Here is a 19,433-nt window from a genome sequence, read left to right on the forward strand (position 1 = left end):
ACGTGAGCTGACCCACCGGATGACCGGCTCGGGAATTCCCGGTTCGTACGATGGCGTTCTCTACATCAGCTGCCGACGCCTGATTCAGGGTGTCGGCACCGACTCGCCGTCGGTGCGCGCCGTCGGCGAACACACAGACGAATCGGGAGACGGCAGTGGACGACGTCCGCAACCTGATCATCATCGGCTCCGGGCCAGCCGGGTACACGGCGGCGGTTTACGCCGCGCGCGCGAACCTCGCGCCGCTGGTCATCGAGGGGGCGCAGTCCGGTGGCGCGTTGATGACGACGACCGAGGTGGAGAACTTCCCGGGGTTCGCCGACGGCATTCTCGGTCCCGAGCTGATGGACAGCATGCGCAAGCAGGCCGAGCGCTTCGGTGCTGAGTTCCTGACTGACGATGTCACTCGGGTTGAGCTCAAGAACACCGGCGAGGTCGGCTCAGACGCGGTCAGCACCGTCTGGGTGGGGGAGACCAGCTATCGGGCGAAGGCCGTCGTCCTCTCCACCGGCTCCGCCTGGCGCCCGCTGGGTGTGCCGGGTGAGCAGGAATACCTCGGCCACGGTGTGTCGTCCTGCGCCACCTGCGACGGCTTCTTCTTCCGCAACCAGAACATCATCGTGGTCGGCGGTGGTGACTCGGCGATGGAGGAGGCCAACTTCCTGACCCGCTTCGCGGAGTCGGTCACGATCGTCCACCGCCGGGACAGCTTCCGGGCCAGCAAGATCATGGCCGAGCGCGCGCTGGGCAACGACAAGATCAAGGTCGAGTGGAACTCCGTGGTGGAGGAGATCCTTGGCACCGACGGCAAGGTTTCCGGCGTCCGACTCCGCCACGTGCACACCGGCGACTCCCGGGTGCTCGACGTGACTGGCGTCTTCGTGGCGATCGGCCACGACCCCCGCAGCGAGCTCTTCCGTGGCCAGGTGGACCTGGACGACGAGGGGTATGTGAAGGTGGACGCGCCCAGCACCAAGACCAACATCCCGGGGGTGTTCGCCGCCGGTGACCTGGTGGACCACACCTACCGGCAGGCCATCACCGCCGCCGGTACGGGCTGCGCCGCCGCCCTGGACGCCGAGCGCTTCATCGCCACGCTCCAGAGCTGAAATTCCGAAACACATCCCCCGAGGAGGGAACGTAGTGGGAGCAACCAAGTCGGTCACTGACGCCAGCTTCACCACCGAGGTACTGAAGTCCGACAAGCCAGTTCTGGTGGACTTCTGGGCGGAGTGGTGCGGGCCGTGCCGGAAGGTGTCGCCACTGCTCGAAGAGATCGCCGGTGAAATGGGCGATCAGGTCACCATCGTCAAGCTCAACATCGACGAGAACCCCGAGACCGCCCGTAACTACCGGGTCATGTCGGTGCCGACGCTCACCGTGTTCAAAGACGGCCAGCCAGTGCAGTCGATCGCCGGCGCCAAGCCCAAGGGGGAGCTGGTCAAGCTCATCCAGTCCGCGCTCTGACCAGCATCCGACGCAGACCTACCCTCCGCATCCGCTCCGCCGGGTGCGGAGGGTAGGTCTTTTCCCGGCCGCCACACCTCAGGCCCGGCAAGCGCCTAACCTCAACCCCAGAGACACCACCGCCGGTCATCGGCGGGGCCACCGGCACCGGACATCGGCGGCCTCGCCGGCCCATCCGGCCAGCCAGCGTCCGTGCAAAAGGGGGTCGAGCGTGCGTCCGATCCGACCCGGCGACCGTGGACCGGCGGTCACCGAGATCCGTAAGGTGCTGGCCGGCCTCGACCTGCTCACCCCGGCAGCACCAGCCAGCGACGAGTTCGACGCCCACACCGAACGTGCCGTGCGAGCCTTCCAGCAGTCCCGCGGGCTGAGCGTGGACGGCCGGGTCGGCGCCGAGACATGGCAGGCACTGGACGCGGCCCGCTGGCGGCTGGGTGCCCGCACCCTCTACCACTCCGTTCCGGAACCGCTCATCGGTGAGGACATCCGGTCACTCCAGGAACGGCTCCTCGAAATGGGTTACGACGTGGGCCGGGCGGACGCCATCTACGGTGTCCGAACAGCCCGGGCGCTCGCCCAGTTCCAACGCGAGGTGGGGCTGGCCCCAGACGGTACCTGCGGCCCCCACACCGTGAACTCGCTCCGACGCCTCGGCCGCAAGGTGGTCGGCGGACGCCCACAGTGGCTCCGTGAATCCGACGCCATCCGACAGTCCGGGCCCACCCTGGTTGGGCGGACAGTGGTCATCGACCCGGGGCACGGCGGCAGCGACCCGGGCGTGACCGTGCCCGAGGGACAGCTGCACTGGACCGAGGCCGACCTGGTACACGACCTCGCCAGTCGCCTCGAGGGACGGCTCGCCGCGGCCGGGGTACGAGTGCAGCTGACCCGCGGCCCGGCACAGCGGGACCAGCTGCCCGACGTTGACCGGGCCGCCCTGGCCAACTCGCTCGGCGCGGACGTGTTCATCTCCCTGCACCTCGACTGGCACGCCAATCCGGCCGCCGAGGGGGTGGCCACCTACCACTACGGAACCGACAACGGCGTCACCTCCACCACCGGCGAACGCCTCGCCAGCCTCGTACAGCGGGAGATCGTGGCGCGAACCGGGCTGCGCGACTGTCGGTCCCACGCAAAGGCGTGGGACCTGCTACGGCTGACCCGAATGCCGGCCGTCCGGGTCGAGGTGGGCTACCTGACCTCGCCAGCGGACCGCTCCCGGCTGATCGACCCACGGTTCCGGGACCGTGTGGTGGAGGCGATCGTCGCCGCCGTCCAGCGAATGTACTACCCGATCGAACAAGACGTACCCACCGGGTCGATCGACGTGAGCAAGCTGCGGGCGATGGTGGCGGCTGGGAGCGTGGCCGCCGGGACCGTGGTCGACTGACCGAAGCGGTGCCCTCGGGCGGTCAGCCCGCGCTGGAGCGGGTCGCCGGAGTGGGACGGACCGGTCGGAGCAGGCTCTCCGGGCTCATCGAGCCGAGCAGTTTCTCCAACGCGTACTCGACATCGGACTTCCAGCTCAGTGCGGTGCGCAACTCCAGGCGCAAGCGGGGAAAGCGGGGATGCGGACGGACCGTCTTGAAACCCACGGAGAGGAAATAGTCCGCCGGGGCCACACACGCCCGCGCCGAGTCGTCGGCGTCGCCGAACTTCGCGTCACCGAACACCTCGATCGCCTTGATTCCGCGCTTCGTCAGATCCCGGGCGACCCCCTGCACGAGCATCCGACCAAGCCCGCCACCGGCGAAGGCCGGAATCACCCTCGCCGTCATCAACAGCGCCGCGTCGGGGGAGACCGGTGAGGTCGGAAAGGCCATTGATCGCGGCACGTACGCCGGCGGGGCATACAGCACGAACCCGGCGGGCATGTCGTCCACGTAGATCAGCTTGCCGCAGGCGCCCCACTCCAGCAGGGTCTGCGAGACCCAGGCCTCCTTCTCCAGATCGGGATCCCCGGCCCCGCGAGCCCGGTCAGCGGAGACCGGATCCAGCTCCCAATAGACGCACTGCCGGCACGTACGGGGCAAATCCTCCAGGGTGTCCAAGGTCAGGCTGACCAGACGTCGCGACATCGGCGCATCCCCACAGTAGGCTCGGAGGTAGACCGCCCTTCGGTGTCCCCGACCAACGATCGTACGCCGGATCCGGACACCGCGGGAAGGGATACGCGAAACGACCACCGGGCAGGTGACAGCGGAACATGACCGGCACGACGCTCGACGACTACACCGACCGCTACGCCCGACGGGTCCGAGGCATGACCGCCTCGGAAATCCGGGCACTCTTCGCGGTCGCCAACCGGCCAGAGGTGGTCTCGCTCGCCGGAGGTGCGCCGTACGTCGCTGCTCTTCCCCTGGACGCGGTCGGCGAGATGCTCGGCCGGCTCGGTGCCGACCACGGCAGCACCACCCTCCAGTACGGCATCGGCCAGGGCACCCCGGAGCTACGGGAGCGGATCTGTGAGGTGATGTCGCTCTCCGGCATCGACGCCGCCTGCGGCGCCTCCCCCGACGACGTCGTCGTCACCGTCGGCGGCCAGCAGGCGCTGGACCTGGTCGCGCGCCTCTTCCTCGACCCGGGCGATGTCGTGCTCGCCGAGGGCCCGACCTACGTCGGGGCGCTCGGGGTCTTCCAAGCCGCCCAAGCGCAGGTCGTGCACGTGCCGATGGACAACGACGGACTGATCCCCGAGGCCCTGGAGACGGCCATCGCCGATCAGGCGCGCGCCGGGCGCCGGATCAAGTTCCTCTACACCATCCCCACCTACCAGAATCCGACCGGTGTGACGCTGACCGAGCAGCGGCGCGAACGGATCCTCGACATCTGCGAACGCGCCGGCCTGCTGGTGGTGGAGGACGACCCGTACGGGCAGCTCGGCTTCGAGGGCGATGCCCCGGCCCCGCTGCGCGCCCGTCGCCGCGATGGCGTCTTCTACCTGAGCACCTTCTCGAAGACCTTCGCGCCAGGGCTGCGGGTCGGCTGGATCCTCGCCCCGCACGCGGTGCGGGACAAGCTTGTTATCGCCAGTGAGGCACAGATTCTCTGCCCCAGCGGCTTCGCTCAGGCGGCCGTGGCCACCTACCTCGGCACAATGCCGTGGCGGGAGCAGCTCAAGGTGTACCGGGAGGTCTACCGGGAACGGCGGGACGCGCTCCTCGCGGCCATGGCGGACCTGATGCCGGCCGGCACGGCGTGGACCCGGCCCGGAGGCGGCCTCTTTGTCTGGGCCACGCTGCCGGACGGGCTGGACTCAAAGGCGATGATGCCCCGCGCCATCGCCGCCCGGGTGGCGTACGTGCCGGGCACCGGCTTCTACGCCGACGGCACCGGCAACGATGCGATGCGCCTCAACTTCTCCTTCCCGCCGCCCGAGCGAATCCGGGAAGGCATACGGCGACTCTCCGGAGTGATGGAACAGGACCTCGCCATGCGCCGGGTCTTCGGCGCGGTTGGCCCTCCCGGCTCGCCTCGAGGACGGGCCGGTTCGGACACCCCCGGACCGGACTTGGCATGATTCTGACATGGGTAAGACCGCTGCCGACCCCGCTGTCCTAACCGACCTGCGCGTACTGGTACTCGCCGGCGGGCTCTCCTACGAACGGGACGTCTCGCTACGATCCGGCCGGCGGGTCCTCGACGCGCTGCGCGCCGTGGGGGTGGAGGCGGAACTGCGCGACGCGGATGTCGCCCTGCTGCCGGCGCTCATCGCCGACCCGCCGGACGCGGTGGTCATCGCACTGCATGGCGCCACCGGCGAGGACGGCTCGCTCCGCGGTGTGCTGGACCTCTGCGACGTCCCGTACGTCGGCTGCGACGCCCGCGCGTCCCGCCGCGCCTGGGACAAGCCCTCGGCCAAGACCGTGCTGCGAGAGGCACGCATCCCCACCCCGGACTGGGTGGCCCTACCCCATGACCGCTTCTCCGAGCTTGGTGCGGTGGCGGTGTTGGACCGCATCGTCGACCGGCTGAGCCTCCCACTGATGGTGAAACCCGCGCAGGGTGGCTCGGGTCTGGGCGCCGCCGTGGTCCGGGACAGCGCCGCCCTGCCGGCCGCGATGGTCGGTTGTTTCGCGTACGACTCCACCGCCCTCGTCGAACGCTACCTGCCCGGGACAGACGTGGCGGTATCCGTAATCGACCTCGGTGAAGGACCGCAGGCCCTGCCAGCGGTGGAGATCGTGCCCCGGAACGGCGTATACGACTACGCCGCTCGATACACTGCCGGCCGCACCACATGGCACACCCCGGCCCGACTGACCGCCGAAATGGCCGAGGCGGTCGCCGAGCTCGCCGTAGCCGCACACACCGCGCTCGGGTTGCGCGACCTCAGCCGGGTCGACCTGATCGTTGATGCCGACGGTCAGCCGCACGTACTCGGGGTAAATGTCGCACCCGGCATGACGGAGACCTCACTGCTACCGCTCGCGGCTCAGGCCGCCGGTCTCGACTTCGGTCGAATGATCGGGACTCTGGTTTCCCAGGCTGCTGCCCGGGCAGCCTAAGCCGGCGAAGCGCGTCGTAGTCGGCTGCCAGCCTCAGGACGACGGAGGCGCGTTCGAGGCTGATGGCCGCGGAGGGGAAGCGTCACCGGCCTGCTCCAGGGCACCGGAGTCGCTGCGGCCGGCGGGGCCCTCAACCGCACCGACCAACACGGCTCCGCTCTCGGCGTCCGGGGCTTTCTCGCCGTCCGCTTGAGGTCCTGATTCATCAGCGCCCCGGGGTGGGGTCGACTGGCCCTCCGAAACACCGGCACCGCCCGCCGCAACGTCAGCGTCAGCGGTGCCCGCGGTGCTTCCGGTCTCCCCGATCTCCCCGGCCTCCCCGATCTCCCTGCCGGGCGCCGTGGCAGACCCCGCCGTGACAGACCCCGCCGCACCGACGCTCTCCGCCATGCCGCCGCTTCCTGTCGCGCTCTGCCGCCCGGCCACAAAAACCGAGTTTCCTTCGTTCACGGTCGTCTCCGCGCGCTCCGCCGCTTGGGCCGTCTCCGCCGCCTCAGTGGCCGCGACCCTCTCCACGACGGTCTCCACAGCCGTCTCCGCGGCCTCCGTTGCGGTCTCCGCAATCTCTGCGGCACCGAAGCTGGCCGGTGTCTGCCACTGGATTCGAGGTGGTTCGGCGAGTTGGCGCCCGCCGAAGTCCGCCAACCACGCGGCGACGAGGGCAAGGTTCTCCCGCCACGTCGACTCGGGGATTGGCGGCAGAATCGAATCCCACAGCGGCAGGAAGGTGCCCCGAAGCTGAAGCTGACCGTACGGCCGGGCGAGGAACCAGAGGTGCAGGTGCGCGGATCCGTCACCCCAGCGGTTCACATGCACCCGGGACACGCCGTCGAGAGACCGGATGGCGCGCTCCAGCCGGACCGTCAGCACGCCGAGTTCAGCCGCGAGCAGATTCGGTAGGTCACCTAGATCCAAGTGCGAGCGGGACTCAAGGATCAACACCATCGGTAGGCCGGTAGGTCGATCCATCGCACGTACCCGCCACCGCTCGCTGACCCAGATGTACGCCTCATCCGGGGCGCCGCAAGCGGTGCATTCCCGGTCGCCTTCACCGCGACGGGGCGGCTCGGTCGCGACCGGATCATCGAGTTGTTTGACGCGGAGATCGCCCTCAAAGGGGAAGGAGGGCCATTGGGTGAAGGTCGGCACTGAGGGAGGGGTGTCGGGCACGAGGGTGACCCTAACTGTTTCTGGGACCGCTGTCCCCATCTCCTTCGACCGTCGATCCGCCGGGCCGGCGCAACCGCCACCCACCCATGTCTCGACGTTATCCACAGGAGGTCGGGGGTTATCCACAGCCGCCTTCCACAGGTCAACACGGAGGTTGAGGCGCTGTTTCACGTGAAACAGCGCCACCTGTGGACAACTGCTGTGGATAACGTTGGGAACGAGACCTCTGCTACACCCGGCACCGCCGGCCAGAGTCGCGGGGCGCCACTGGCTAGGTGCGCCCGGTGGTGGACCGACACTGGCGTGGAGGCAACCGCTCGCCAGGTCGATCCGAGTTGGCGCCCATCCGTTGGAGAGTCGGTTCAAGAAGCGGGCGGGCGGAGCGGGCGAGCAGAATGGGGCGGGCGGGAAAGTGGGGGCAGCGAGTCCGGCGAGCGTTGAGTCAACTGGGCCAAGCGGGCGAGCGGACCAGGTAGATCGGAGCGAGCAGATAGAGGGGAGTGGCCGAGATCGGATCAGGCATGTTGCCGAACTGAGCTGCCTCACCTGGTCCACGGTCGGGCCCGCTCCCTGGGTGTCCGTGCCCGATCCGGGTACCCCGCCGAACGACAACCGCCCCCGTTTCACGTGAAACGGGGGCGGCGCCCTGGGCAGAAGTCGACCTTCGCGGTCAGTCCTCGGGCTGCTCCCGCTCGACCCCGATGATGTCGACGATCCGCTCCAGGTCATCCACGCTGCCGAACTCGATCGTGATCTTCCCCTTGCTCCGGCCGATGTCGACCTTGACCCTGGTGTCGAAGCGGTCGGAAAGCCGATCGGCGAGATCAGTCAGTGCGGGTGCGTGCGGCTTCGGCCGGCGCTTCGGCGCTTCCTTCTCGCTGGTGTCATCGCTGAGCGAGAGCGCCACCACCTCCTCGGTTGCCCGCACAGACAGCCCCTCGGCGACGATGCGTTGGGCAAGCCGCTCCTGCGCCTCTGGGTCGTCCAGGCTCAACAGCGCTCGGGCATGGCCAGCAGAAAGCACTCCAGCGGCGACCCGGCGCTGCACCTGGGCGGGGAGGTTGAGCAGCCGGATCGTGTTGGAGATCTGCGGCCGGCTCCGGCCGATCCGCCGGGCCAGTTCCTCGTGAGTGGCGCCGAACTCGTCCAACAGTTGCTGGTACGCCGCCGCCTCTTCCAGTGGGTTCAGGTTGGCGCGGTGAATGTTCTCCAGCAACGCGTCCCGGAGCATCGAATCGTCCCGGGTATCCCGCACGATCGCCGGAATGGAGTTTCGACCAACCGCCTGTGCGGCCCGCCAGCGGCGCTCACCCATGACGAGTTCGAACTTCTCGTCGTCGAGCTGGCGGACGACGATCGGCTGGAGGAAGCCGACTTCCTGGATGGAGACCTTCAGCTCCTCCAGCGCGTCCTCGTCGAAGACCTGCCGCGGCTGCTTGGGGTTGGGGACAATCGCGTCGACCGGGATTTCGGCGAAGTGAGCACCCGGGACCGGGCTAAGTGACTCGGACTCGGGCGCGGGTGGTGGCGTACTCACCGCCGCCAGGCCAGCGGTCGGTGTCACGGCTGGGTTACTGGCGAATGGGGCGGGCCCACTGGGCACCGCCTCGGTAGGAATGAGGGCGCCCAGCCCTCGGCCGAGTCCACCCTTGGGACGATTCTTCATACCTGGCCTCCCCGTGGCCTGTCCGCGCTATGCATTGCGGCTCACCTCGGCCTTGATGCCCCGCTCAGCGATCTCCTGGGCGGCCTCGAAGTAGCTCGTCGCCCCCCGCGACCCGGGATCGTAGGTCATCACAGATTGGCCATAGCTGGGCGCCTCGGATACCCGGACGTTACGTGGGATGACCGCCTGCAGCACCTTATCCCCGAAGTGGTTACGGACATCCTGCTCCACGGCGTCCGCCAGCCGCGTACGCCGGTCGTACATTGTGAGCAGGATGGTGGAGACCTCCAGCCGGGGGTTGAGGTGCTGCCGGACAAGGTTGATGTTGTTGATGAGTTGATTCAACCCCTCCAGCGCGTAGTACTCACACTGGATCGGGATGAGCACCTCCTCCGCGGCAACCAACGCGTTCACCGTGAGCAGGCCAAGCGACGGCGGGCAGTCGATGAGGACGTAGTCGAAGTGGCCCGGGTAGCCGGTGATGGCGCGGGCCAGCCGCGACTCCCGGGCAACCACCGAGACCAGTTCGATCTCGGCGCCGGCCAGGTCGATAGTGGCGGGCACACACCACAAGCTGGGGATTCCCTCGACCGGCTGGGCGACATCCTCCAGGGGTAGGCCGTTGATCAGACAGTCGTACACGTCCGGCACCCCGGTGTGGTGCGGGACGTTGAGCCCGGTGGACGCGTTGCCCTGCGGATCGAGGTCGACCACCAACACCCGGTTCCCGTGCAGTGCTAGCGCCACTGCCAGGTTCACCGTTGTGGTGGTCTTTCCAACGCCGCCCTTTTGGTTCGCGACGCACATGACCCGGGTCCGCTCTGGACGAGGCATCGTCACCTCGCCGCTCGGGTTCAGGATCTGCACGGCGCGCATAGCTTCCATCGCCAACGGTGGGTCATCCTCTTCGCGCGTCGGTGTTTCACGTGAAACGTACGTGTCATCAACCCCGTCCTGCCCGGAGGGCAGATTCGGAGCCTTGGTCGGTTCGGCCGGCCGCCCCGGCATTGCCCGCTGCGGCACAGCCACCTCGACGCGTGCCGACGTGGCTGTCTTCCCCCGTACCGACGCGGCCTGCGCGGCCGCCGGTGAATCGCCAACCCGGGAACTCTCCCCGGCACTGCGGCTCAACGGTACTTCCGGCGACGATTGGCGGGTACGTCCCGGAGTTGGCGCCGCTCGCCGGAAGGCATCGTCCTGCGGCACTCGGGTAGGCGGGCTGACGGAGAGGCTGGGAGCACCCCAACCGGGATCGTCGGTTTCACGTGAAACCAGGTCGCCCGTTGACCCGGTCGCGCGCGGATCGTCGTACCTGCCGTCGTCATGCACCTGTCATCCCTGCCCGCTTCGGATGGTCGGTCCGCATCCTGTCAACGGGTCGCTCAGGTAGTCACACCCGGAGCGTGCGGCCCGTTGGAAGCGGTCGGAATCCGGTGAGCACCGGCGCCGCCCGCTCCACACTATCGACGCGCGGCCAGCCTACGGGGATTGGGCGTGGTCGGTCCACGTCGGGCTTCGCATCCCGCCTGCCACCCGTACCTGTTCAACGACGCAGCTGCCGCTTCGGCAAGGCCACATTCGCCGAATTCCGGCAGCCCGCCGAATGGCTCACGGGTCGGCGGCGGCCACATGAGTCTCGCCGACTCCGCTGGGCGTCGACCGGGATCGGCGATCAAGGGGCCAGCGAAGCGGTGCCCCGACGAATCAACGCCGCCGACCGCCACGGGAACGTTTCGCGGACTTGGGTCGCGGCGGTGCCACCACCCGCTCCCGAACGATCTCGATCACCGTCGTCGGCGGCTCGACAACGCCCGTACCGCACTGGTGCACCTCTGGCACACCGCCGCCAAGCCGCTCCACGACGGCGGCATGCTCGGCGACCTCCTCCGCAGCCGAGGCACCCTTGAGGGCGATCAGCTGTCCGCCCGGTACGGCCAGCGGCAGGCACCACCGGGCGAGCCGATCCAGCGGGGCCACCGCCCGAGCGGTCACCACATCACCGGTGAGCGGCTCGACTTCGCCAGCACCGGCGGCGATCTCCTCGGCCCGGCCCCGCACGACCTGGACCGAGGCCGCCAGGTCGAGCTGCGCGACCGCCTCAACGAGGAAGGCGGTACGACGGGCGAGCGGCTCGACCAGGGTGACCGAGAGATCCGGCCGGGCGACGGCGAGCACGAGGCCCGGCAGTCCGGCCCCGCTACCGACGTCAAGCACGGTCGCGCCCGGCGGAATCCGCTCCGCCACCGCCGCACAGTTGAGCAGATGCCGTTCCCAGATTCGCGGAGCCTCCCGCGGGCCGATGAGTCCCCGAACCACCCCGTCGGTCACCAACAGGTCCACGTACGCAACGGCCAGGCCCAGCCGGTCACCGAAGAGGGTACGAGCCGCGGAGGCCACCTCCGGCGGCGGCGCGGCGTCCCCCGCACCCAGCACGGGGCGATCGCCGACAGGCAACGGCCCGGGTGGCGTACCACCCGGGCCGGACGCGAAGCGCGCCGCTGTGTCGTCGTGAGTCACCCGCTCAGTCCACCGGCCGAACGATGATGCGCCTGCTCGGCTCGACGCCCTCGGACTCGCTCGCCACGCCGTCGATGGCGTTGACCACGTCGTGCACACACTTACGTTCGAAGGCGGACATCGGCTCCAGTCGCACCGACTCGCCGTGCTCCTTGACCTTCTCGACGGCGTTCTTCGCTACTGCGGCGAGTTCCTTACGGCGGCCTGCCCGGTAACCGCCCACGTCGAGCAGCAGCCGGCTGGGAGTGCCGGTCTGCCGGAAGACCGCGAGCCGGGTGAGTTCCTGAAGCGCCTCCAGCGTGGCGCCGCGCTGGCCAACCAGGCTCTGGAGCCGGCCGCCGACCACCTCCACGACCGGACGCCCGCCGGAGACCAACTCGTCGATGTCCCCGTCGTAGTCAAGGATGTCGAGCAGGCCCTCCACGTAGTCGGCGGCGATCTCACTCTGCCGGAACAGGTCGCTCTCACCGGTGGACCGCTGCTCCGTGCCGCCAGACTCGGTCTCGGCCGCCTCGGTCTGGCCCCTCGCCGTCGTCTCCGTCCCCTCGTCGTCCTGGGACTCGTCAGCGCGGGACGTGCTGATCTCGGTCACGGTCTCCTCCGTACTCACTCGGCCGGACCGTCGGGTCCGCTGGTTTCCCGTGGTACCGGCGGAAATGCCGGTACCACGGGCAGGTCTATCCGGGCAGTCTCGCCCATGGCCGCGGGGTGCGGCGGCGTTTTGTCCTCCGGCGCCGGCCCTCCGGCAGCGGCCCGGTTGCGGTACCAAGGTAGATACCGCTGGACACCGGTCGGATCAGCCCTGCCGTTTAGCGGGGCGACCTTTCTGGTTCGCGGGCTGGCCCTTCTGCTGGCCGGTGGCCTGGCCCTTCTGGCTGGCGGGCTGGCCCTTCTGGTTGGCGCCTTGGCCCTTCTGCTGGCCGGCGGTCTGGCCCTTCTGGTTCGCGGGCTGACCCTTCTTCGGGCTGGTGGGCTTGGCACCCGGCTTCGGGGCAGCGACCTTGGTAGCGGCCGGCTGAGTGGTGGCCGGAGGGGTGGACTTGCCACGGCCGAAGAGGCCACCGCTCTTCGCCGGCTGCACCGGACCACGCGTACCAGTGGTGCTGGACTTCGCGCTCGGCGGCGGCGGGAACTTGCGCAACACCCACTGCTGCTGGGCCAGCGTGAACAGGTTGTTGGTGACCCAGTAGATGATTACACCGATCGGGAAGATCGCGCCGGAGATGAGCAGCGACGCCGGGATGCCGTAGAGCATCAACCGCTGGATCATCCGCTGCTGCGGGTCCTCGGCCCAGCCGGTCTTGAGGATCATCTGCCGGCTGGTCAGGTAGGTGGTGCCCATCATCAGCAACACCAGAATGCCGGCCATGACCTTGACGGTGGTGCCGTCGGCGCCCAGCGCGGCGAGTTCTTCGGGGGAGGAGCCGAACTTGCCGGCGATCGGCGCGGTGAACAGCTTCGCGACCGAAACGCTGTCGAACTGGTCAACGGTCCAGCCGTAGAGCGTCTTACCGCTTTCGGCCTTGTTCGGGTTGAGCCGGCGGAGCACGTGGAACAGGCCGAGGAAGACCGGAATCTGGAGGAACATCGGAAGGCAGCCCATGAGCGGGTTGGCCTTTTCCTTCCGATATAGCTCCATCATCTCCTTCTGGAGCGTCTCCCGGTCACCCTTGTGCTTCTCCTGCAGCGCCTTCACCTGCGGTTGCAGCGCCTGCATCGCCCGCTGTGACTTGATCTGCTTGACGAAGACCGGGAAGAGGATCACCCGGACGGTGACCACCAGGAAGATGATGGCGAGGATCCAGGACCAGTTGGTGCCGAGCACCGCGCCTTCCGGCACCCCGACGGCGTCCCAGAGCTGGTGCCAGCGCAGCAGGATCCACGAGATCGTGTAATAGATAGGGTCGAGCAATTCTCAGACTCCAGTCACATCGGCGCGGCGGCGACCGTCCGGCTCCGGCACCGGATCGAATCCACCCGGGTGGAAGGGGTGGCAGCGCATCAACCGCCGGGCCGTCAGGCCGGCTCCCCGAACCGGGCCGTGGCGGGTCACCGCCTCCAGGGCGTATGCGCTGCACGACGGGTAGAACCGACAGCGGGCCGGCAACGCCGGACTTATCCACCGACGGTACGCGATGATGGGCCCAGCCAGCACCCGGGCACCGAGCGAGGTTGGCTGTGGCGGATCTGGTGCCGAACTCACCGGGACCGCCGCCCGCGGGGGGCGCGTGCGGCCGCGATCGCGGCATCGAGGTCGACACCGAGCCGCTGGTACGACCGGTGCGCCGCGGCGGGCAGGGCACGGACGATGAGGGTGCTCCCGGCCGGCAGTCCGGGAAGGCGCTCCCGGACCAGGTGCCGCAGCCGGCGGCGGACAGTGTTGCGGACGACTGCGTTGCCAACCGCCTTGGAGACGACGAAGCCGGCGCGGGCTGGTGCGGATGTTTGCTCCGGACCAGTGTCCCGCGCCGGCTCCGGCGAGGAGACATCCGGCGGGGCGCCAGGCGAGGTCAGATGGACGACGACCACGCCGCGCCCGACGCGTCGGCCACCACGGACTGCCGCGGCGAAGTCAGTGCTGCGCCGCAGACGCTGCGCGGCGGTCAGCACGACTCTCCACGCCCTGCCGATCGGACCTGGCGGCCTCAGGCCGCCAGGCGAGCACGGCCCTTGCTGCGACGGGTCGAGATGATGGCGCGGCCGGCACGGGTGCGCATGCGCAGCCGGAAGCCGTGGGTCTTCGCGCGCCGGCGGTTGTTCGGCTGGAAGGTGCGCTTGCTCACGTCAGGCTCTCCGTTGTCCTACCCCTAGGCGAGGGATCGCCGGGGTCGCGTCTGGTCCGAGGTCGTCCCAGTTTCAGGTCGTGTCACGATCCGGGTCGTGTCATGATCCGAATCAGGTCATGATCCGGAACACCTTCGCGGCGCCCCCGATCAACGCTGCCCGACGCTGCGGACAGCAAGCATCCATCACCCTAGCAGAGGGTGAGAGAGCAGCCGCTCCAGCCTACGCAGGGGCGCAACGAGCGTCAACGCTCCCACCGACCGGCCCAACACTGGCTGTTCCGACGTTTTCGCTGCTGCCGCTGACGGTCAGCGTACGTCCGCTGTTGATGGCTTCCGGACATCGCTGTTACCGTGCCCGATTGCGGTGCAGGGCTGTTGGCCTGAATCGCGGTGAGTGGCTGTCGGAAGCCCGGCGTCGGTCCGGCTGTGGTCGCCGCCGGCAGGCAAGACCGAATCGGGCGGTGGATCGTTCGGCAAGATGACCCGCTTCAGCGCCCGTTCGTACCGGGGGAGGTCTGACCCACATTCGGGGGCAGCCACAATCGGTGCCCACACAGGCTGTGGATAACTTGTGGACAAGGACCGGTCGGTCAGCCGGGGTGGGGAAGCATCGCGTGAACGCGGCGAGCCCAGGACGGCCGGCGGGAAGGACGGCGGCATCCGGGAACAGAGGCGAGGGGGTGGCACGACGGTGACGGGTACAACCGACCTTGCCGCGGTGTGGACGGCAACAACCGACGAGCTCGCCGACGAGATCGTCTCCGCACAGCAGCGGGCCTACCTGCGGCTGACCCGACTCCGCGCCATCGTCGAGGACACCGCGCTGGTCTCCGTCCCGGACGCCTTCACCCGGGATGTCATCGAGTCCCGGCTCCGCCCAGCGATCACCGAGGCGCTCACCCGCCGGCTGGGGCGGCCCATCCAGGTAGCTGTCACGGTGCGAGCGCCGGAAGACAGCTCCGGCCGCCCGGCCGGCACCGTTTACGGCAGCGCCCCGAGCCCGGAGGCCGGCGCGTTACCCGGCGACACTTCCGGCGGCGCCGCAGGAGGTGACCCGGACGAGGGCATGGACCAACGGTTCCCGCTGATTCCCGGGCAGGCCCAGCCGGAGCGCCGCGCTGCCGTACCCGCCAGTTCGTACGGTGAGCAGCCGCCGTCGGCGTCCCGGGACGGCCAGGAGCCGTTGTTCGGGTCCGCCTTCGCCGGGCCGCCCCGAGGCAATCGACGCGACTTCGACGAGCAGGCCCGGCTTGGCCCGCCGGTGGCCGAACGCCCGTTCGACGCCCGCTACCGAGTAGAGGCGACAGAACAGCACGGAGGGCAGGCACTGCCCCGGGAACTCGGCACGGACAGCGGGCCGGGGCGGGTGGACCACCGGTCTGGTGCCCGCGAGGACCGTCGGCTGCCAGCGCCCGCCGACAGCGGTGGCAACCGGCTCAACCCGAAGTACATGTTCGAGACGTTCGTCATCGGTTCGTCGAATCGATTCGCCCACGCGGCTTCGGTGGCGGTCGCCGAGTCACCGGCGAAGGCGTACAACCCGCTGTTCATCTACGGCAGCTCGGGGCTGGGCAAGACGCACCTGCTACACGCGATCGGCCACTACGCCACAACACTCGGCAACGCCAACTCGGTCCGGTACGTCTCGACCGAGGAGTTCACCAACGACTTCATCAACTCGCTGCGCGACGACAAGACCAGCGCCTTCCAGCGCCGGTACCGGGATGTCGACATCCTCCTGATCGACGACATCCAGTTCCTGGAGAACCGGGAGCGGACGCAGGAGGAGTTTTTCCACACCTTCAACACCCTGCACAACGCCAACAAGCAGATCGTGATCACCTCCGACCGGTCGCCGAAACAGCTGGCGACCCTGGAGGACCGGTTGCGGACCCGGTTCGAGTGGGGTCTGCTCGCCGACATCCAGCCGCCAGACCTGGAGACCCGGATCGCGATCCTGCAGAAGAAGGCCGCCCAGGAGCGGCTGTTCGCCCCGCCGGACGTACTCGAGTTCATCGCGTCCCGGGTGTCGAACTCGATCCGAGAGCTCGAGGGCGCGCTAATCCGGGTCACCGCGTTCGCCAGCCTCACCCGGTCGTCGGTGGAGCTGTCGCTGGCCGAGGAGGTGCTGCGGGACTTCATCCCGGACGGCACCGGACCAGAGATCACCGCCGACCAGATCATGGTGGCCACTGCCGACTACTTCGGGGTGAGTCTGGAGGACCTGCGTGGGCATTCCCGCTCGCGAGTGCTCGTCAACGCCCGCCAGGTGGCCATGTACCTGTGCCGGGAGCTGACCGATCTGTCGCTGCCCCGGATCGGGCAGGCGTTCGGGGGCCGCGACCACACCACTGTCATGCACGCCGACCGCAAGATTCGTCAGCAGATGGCCGAACGGCGGTCGCTCTACAACCAGATCGCTGAGCTGACCAACCGGATCAAGCAAACCACCTGAGGCACCCACCGCACCCACCGCACCCACCGCACCACCCCCTGAGCCGCTGAACCGGCGCGCCGTCATGCTGTGGCGCCGCCGCAGCGGCGCTCCTGCCGCGTTCCACCACCTTCACCAGACCCGCCGGCGGCCGCCCGAGCCCGGGCGGTGGGTCGAATCCGGGTGTCCCGTCGGCGTTAAGAAGCCCCACTCGTTGTCCACAGCTTCCGCTCCCGTCGGTGGAGAACGTTGGGCCGCCGGCCCTCGCTATCCACAGGCTGTGGAAAAACCTGGGGGTAGTGCTGTGGACGCTTGGGGATAACGATGTCGTTGTCCACCGACGGCGGACGGGGTGTGGACGAGCTGTTGAAGGTTCTGGGGATAACTCGGGTCGAGCAGCGAGCGGCGGTCCACAGGCCTGGGGAAGAAGTCGGTGGATAACCGGTGGATAACCGGTGGACAACGGTGGACGGGCTGGGGGTAACTCTGGCCTGTGGATGAACGCTCGGGTTTTCCCCCGGCTTCTCCACAGGAAACCCACCGGTGGATTCCCAGGCTGACCTGCGTAAACGTAAGTTCTCCACAGTTTGCACAGGTGCGACGAAGACGATGAGTTAGATCTCTAAAGACAACAAAAACCAATCATCACCGTTGGACTTCCTGTGGATCGGGCCGTAGACCGCCGCTGCCGGTCAGCGGCACCTGGACACGCATGGGGTCGGACGTACCGCCGATGCCCACGCGCCCTAAGGTGCCAGGAGAACCGGCACGCCCCGGCGGGTCGGCAGGCAGCGGTCGGCATGAGAGAGTTGGCGCTGACGTTGACGCGGAGGCATTGATGAAGTTCCGAGTAGAGCGCGACGCGCTCGCCGAGGCCGTGGCCTGGACCGCGAAGAGCCTGCCGAGCCGGCCGTCGGTGCCGGTGCTCGCCGGAGTGCTGCTGCGGGTTACCGACGGCAACCTGCAGGTCTCCGGCTTCGACTACGAGGTCTCCAGCCAGGTGACCGTCGAGGTGCAGGGGGATGCCGACGGCGCCGCCCTGGTCTCCGGTCGGCTCCTCGCCGAAATCACCAAGGCGCTACCGGGGAAGCCGGTCGACATCGCAGCGGTCGGCGCCCACCTCGAACTCGTCTGCGGCAGCGCCCGATTCACCCTGCCCACCATGCCGGTTGAGGATTACCCCACGCTCCCGGAGATGCCGGTCAGCGCTGGCACCATCGACGCCGCCGCGTTCGCCGCCGCCGTTGCCCAGGTAGCCGTGGCAGCCGGCCGGGACGAAACCCTGCCGATGATGACCGGCGTTCGGCTGGAGCTCTCCGGCGGCACGTTGGCCCTGCTCGCCACCGACCGCTACCGTCTCGCCCTGCGGGAGATCGAGTGGAACCCGGAAGACCCGGAGATCAGCCTCAACGCGCTGGTACCGGCCCGGACGCTGCACGACACCGCCAAGGCTCTGGGGCCGCTCGGCGGCCAGGTAACCATGGCGCTTTCCCAGGGGGCAGCGGGCGAGGGCATGATCGGTTTCGTTGGCGGTACCCGTCGTACCACCAGCCGACTCCTCGACGGCGCCAACTACCCGCCGGTGCGCTCGCTCTTCCCCGCCACCCACAACGCGCAGGCCCAGGTGCCGGTCAGCGCGCTCATCGAGGTCGTCAAGCGGGTCGCGCTCGTCGCCGAACGCACCACACCGGTGCTGCTGAGCTTCAGCGGCGACGGCCTGGTGGTCGAGGCCGGTGGCACCGAGGAGGCCCGTGCCAGCGAGGCGATGGAGGCCAGCTTCAGCGGTGATCCATTGACCGTTGGCTTCAACCCGCAGTATCTGATCGACGGTCTCTCGAACATGGGGACCCAGTTCGCTGTTCTGTCGTTCGTTGACGCCTTCAAGCCGGCGGTGATTTCCCCCGTCGACGAGGATGGCGAGGTCGTGCCCGGGTACCGCTACCTCATCATGCCGATCCGCGTCTCCCGCTGATCGCACCCGACACGAACCACAACGCACGGAGGTACGGACAATGCAGCTCGGCCTGGTAGGGCTCGGCCGGATGGGCGGCAACATGCGTGAGCGGCTGCGTGCCGCCGGGCATGAGGTGATCGGCTACGACAACCAAGCCGAGCTGAGCGACGTCGCGAGCCTGGCAAAGATGGCGGAGAAGCTGGACGCGCCCCGCGCGGTCTGGGTCATGGTCCCCGCCGCCGTCACCGACGACACCATCGCCAAGGTGGCGGAGGTGCTCGACGCCGGCGACATCATCGTTGACGGTGGCAACTCGCGGTTCAGTGACGATGCTCCGCGCGCCGAGCGGCTGAACGAGCGCGGCATCGGGTACGTCGATGCCGGGGTTTCCGGGGGTGTCTGGGGCCGGCAGAACGGGTACGCCCTCATGGTCGGCGGCGCCCAGGAACACGTCGATCGGTTGATGCCGATCTTCGAGGCGCTGAAGCCGGCCGGAGAGTTCGGCTTCGTGCACGCCGGCCCCGTCGGTGCCGGACACTACGCCAAGATGGTGCACAACGGTGTCGAGTACGGTCTCATGCATGCCTACGCCGAGGGCTACGAGTTGCTGGCCAAGTCTGAGCTGGTTACCGATGTCCCCGGTGTCTTCAAGTCCTGGCGGGAGGGGACAGTCGTCCGCTCCTGGCTGCTCGACCTCCTCGACCGTGCGCTCGATGAGGACCCGAAGCTGGCCGAATTGAGCCCCTACACGGAGGACACCGGGGAGGGGCGGTGGACCGTGGACGAGGCGGTCCGACTCGCCGTTCCGATGAACGTCATCGCTGCCGCGCTCTTCGCCCGCTTCGCCTCCCGTCAGGACGACTCGCCCGCGATGAAGGCCGTCGCCGCGCTGCGCCAGCAGTTCGGCGGGCACGCCGTTCGCAAGCGCTGA

Annotated in this window: 18 protein-coding genes; 8 read left to right on the top strand and 10 right to left on the bottom strand. The window is 68.7% G+C overall.

Going from position 1 to position 19,433, the window contains the following annotated elements; translation table 11 throughout:
* Positions 1-155: 155 nt before the first annotated feature.
* The 3 genes from trxB (at position 156) to B116_RS0124265 (ending at position 2,857) form a co-directional block, all read left to right on the top strand.
* Positions 156-1,109 carry a thioredoxin-disulfide reductase gene (trxB, locus tag B116_RS0124255; RefSeq protein ID WP_027661592.1) on the top strand — a complete coding sequence of 318 codons (954 nt, stop codon included), beginning with the start codon at positions 156-158 and terminating at the stop codon, positions 1,107-1,109.
* A gap of 34 nt (positions 1,110-1,143) precedes the next feature.
* A complete protein-coding gene (gene trxA / locus B116_RS0124260) occupies positions 1,144-1,467 on the top strand; it encodes a thioredoxin (RefSeq protein ID WP_018722566.1) in 324 nt (107 codons plus the stop codon).
* Between the two features lie 211 nt (positions 1,468-1,678).
* Positions 1,679-2,857 carry an N-acetylmuramoyl-L-alanine amidase gene (locus tag B116_RS0124265; protein WP_018722565.1) on the top strand — a complete coding sequence of 393 codons (1,179 nt, stop codon included), beginning with the start codon at positions 1,679-1,681 and terminating at the stop codon, positions 2,855-2,857.
* A 22-nt stretch (positions 2,858-2,879) separates the two neighbouring features.
* On the opposite strand, the gene B116_RS0124270 is transcribed toward B116_RS0124265, so the two are convergent.
* Complete coding sequence (locus tag B116_RS0124270; protein ID WP_018722564.1) at positions 2,880-3,545, bottom strand: N-acetyltransferase GCN5; 666 nt, start codon at positions 3,543-3,545, stop codon at positions 2,880-2,882.
* A 128-nt stretch (positions 3,546-3,673) separates the two neighbouring features.
* Here B116_RS0124270 and B116_RS0124275 point away from each other — a divergent pair, with 128 nt between their 5' ends.
* Positions 3,674-4,987, top strand: coding sequence for an aminotransferase-like domain-containing protein (locus tag B116_RS0124275; RefSeq protein WP_027661593.1), 1,314 nt, complete (start codon positions 3,674-3,676; stop codon positions 4,985-4,987).
* A 7-nt stretch (positions 4,988-4,994) separates the two neighbouring features.
* Positions 4,995-5,975, top strand: coding sequence for a D-alanine--D-alanine ligase family protein (locus B116_RS0124280; protein ID WP_027661594.1), 981 nt, complete (start codon positions 4,995-4,997; stop codon positions 5,973-5,975).
* 33 nt (positions 5,976-6,008) lie between these two features.
* Here the strand turns inward: B116_RS0124280 and B116_RS0124285 are convergent, their stop codons facing one another.
* From B116_RS0124285 to rpmH, 9 genes are all read right to left on the bottom strand, one after another.
* Positions 6,009-6,920 carry a hypothetical protein gene (locus B116_RS0124285; protein WP_397540863.1) on the bottom strand — a complete coding sequence of 304 codons (912 nt, stop codon included), beginning with the start codon at positions 6,918-6,920 and terminating at the stop codon, positions 6,009-6,011.
* An 895-nt stretch (positions 6,921-7,815) separates the two neighbouring features.
* Positions 7,816-8,811 (bottom strand): ParB/RepB/Spo0J family partition protein, encoded by a 996-nt coding sequence (locus B116_RS0124290; protein ID WP_027661596.1) that lies wholly within the window; start codon positions 8,809-8,811, stop codon positions 7,816-7,818.
* Between the two features lie 27 nt (positions 8,812-8,838).
* Positions 8,839-10,140 (bottom strand): ParA family protein, encoded by a 1,302-nt coding sequence (locus B116_RS0124295; protein WP_082312888.1) that lies wholly within the window; start codon positions 10,138-10,140, stop codon positions 8,839-8,841.
* Positions 10,141-10,515: 375 nt separating this feature from the next.
* Entirely contained in the window at positions 10,516-11,244 is a 729-nt protein-coding gene (rsmG, locus tag B116_RS0124300) for a 16S rRNA (guanine(527)-N(7))-methyltransferase RsmG (protein ID WP_027661597.1), read from the bottom strand.
* An 88-nt stretch (positions 11,245-11,332) separates the two neighbouring features.
* Complete coding sequence (locus B116_RS0124305; RefSeq protein ID WP_018722557.1) at positions 11,333-11,938, bottom strand: Jag family protein; 606 nt, start codon at positions 11,936-11,938, stop codon at positions 11,333-11,335.
* A 186-nt stretch (positions 11,939-12,124) separates the two neighbouring features.
* The gene (gene yidC, locus B116_RS0124310; RefSeq protein ID WP_027661598.1) at positions 12,125-13,240 is read right to left on the bottom strand and encodes a membrane protein insertase YidC; all 1,116 of its coding nucleotides are present in this window, start codon (positions 13,238-13,240) and stop codon (positions 12,125-12,127) included.
* A 3-nt stretch (positions 13,241-13,243) separates the two neighbouring features.
* On the bottom strand, positions 13,244-13,531 hold the full coding sequence (yidD, locus tag B116_RS27260) for a membrane protein insertion efficiency factor YidD (protein WP_018722555.1): 288 nt from the start codon (positions 13,529-13,531) through the stop codon (positions 13,244-13,246).
* The gene (rnpA, locus tag B116_RS0124320; RefSeq protein WP_018722554.1) at positions 13,528-13,938 is read right to left on the bottom strand and encodes a ribonuclease P protein component; all 411 of its coding nucleotides are present in this window, start codon (positions 13,936-13,938) and stop codon (positions 13,528-13,530) included. The genes yidD and rnpA overlap by 4 nt, the downstream gene beginning before the upstream one ends.
* A gap of 35 nt (positions 13,939-13,973) precedes the next feature.
* Positions 13,974-14,111: a 50S ribosomal protein L34 gene (gene rpmH / locus B116_RS0124325; RefSeq protein ID WP_018221882.1), complete on the bottom strand. Its 138-nt coding sequence runs from the start codon at positions 14,109-14,111 to the stop codon at positions 13,974-13,976.
* 694 nt (positions 14,112-14,805) lie between these two features.
* Between rpmH and dnaA the strand changes: the two genes are divergently transcribed.
* The 3 genes from dnaA (at position 14,806) to gnd (ending at position 19,433) form a co-directional block, all read left to right on the top strand.
* Positions 14,806-16,569, top strand: a complete 1,764-nt coding sequence (dnaA, locus tag B116_RS0124330; protein ID WP_027661599.1) for a chromosomal replication initiator protein DnaA — start codon at positions 14,806-14,808, stop codon at positions 16,567-16,569.
* An 817-nt stretch (positions 16,570-17,386) separates the two neighbouring features.
* Positions 17,387-18,520 carry a DNA polymerase III subunit beta gene (dnaN, locus tag B116_RS0124335; protein WP_027661600.1) on the top strand — a complete coding sequence of 378 codons (1,134 nt, stop codon included), beginning with the start codon at positions 17,387-17,389 and terminating at the stop codon, positions 18,518-18,520.
* On the top strand, positions 18,462-19,433 hold the full coding sequence (gene gnd, locus B116_RS0124340) for a phosphogluconate dehydrogenase (NAD(+)-dependent, decarboxylating) (RefSeq protein ID WP_263404938.1): 972 nt from the start codon (positions 18,462-18,464) through the stop codon (positions 19,431-19,433). Before dnaN ends, gnd begins: the two co-directional genes overlap by 59 nt.

This window comes from Salinispora fenicalii (genome assembly GCF_000514815.1).
Taxonomy (GTDB): Bacteria; Actinomycetota; Actinomycetes; order Mycobacteriales; family Micromonosporaceae; genus Micromonospora; species Micromonospora fenicalii.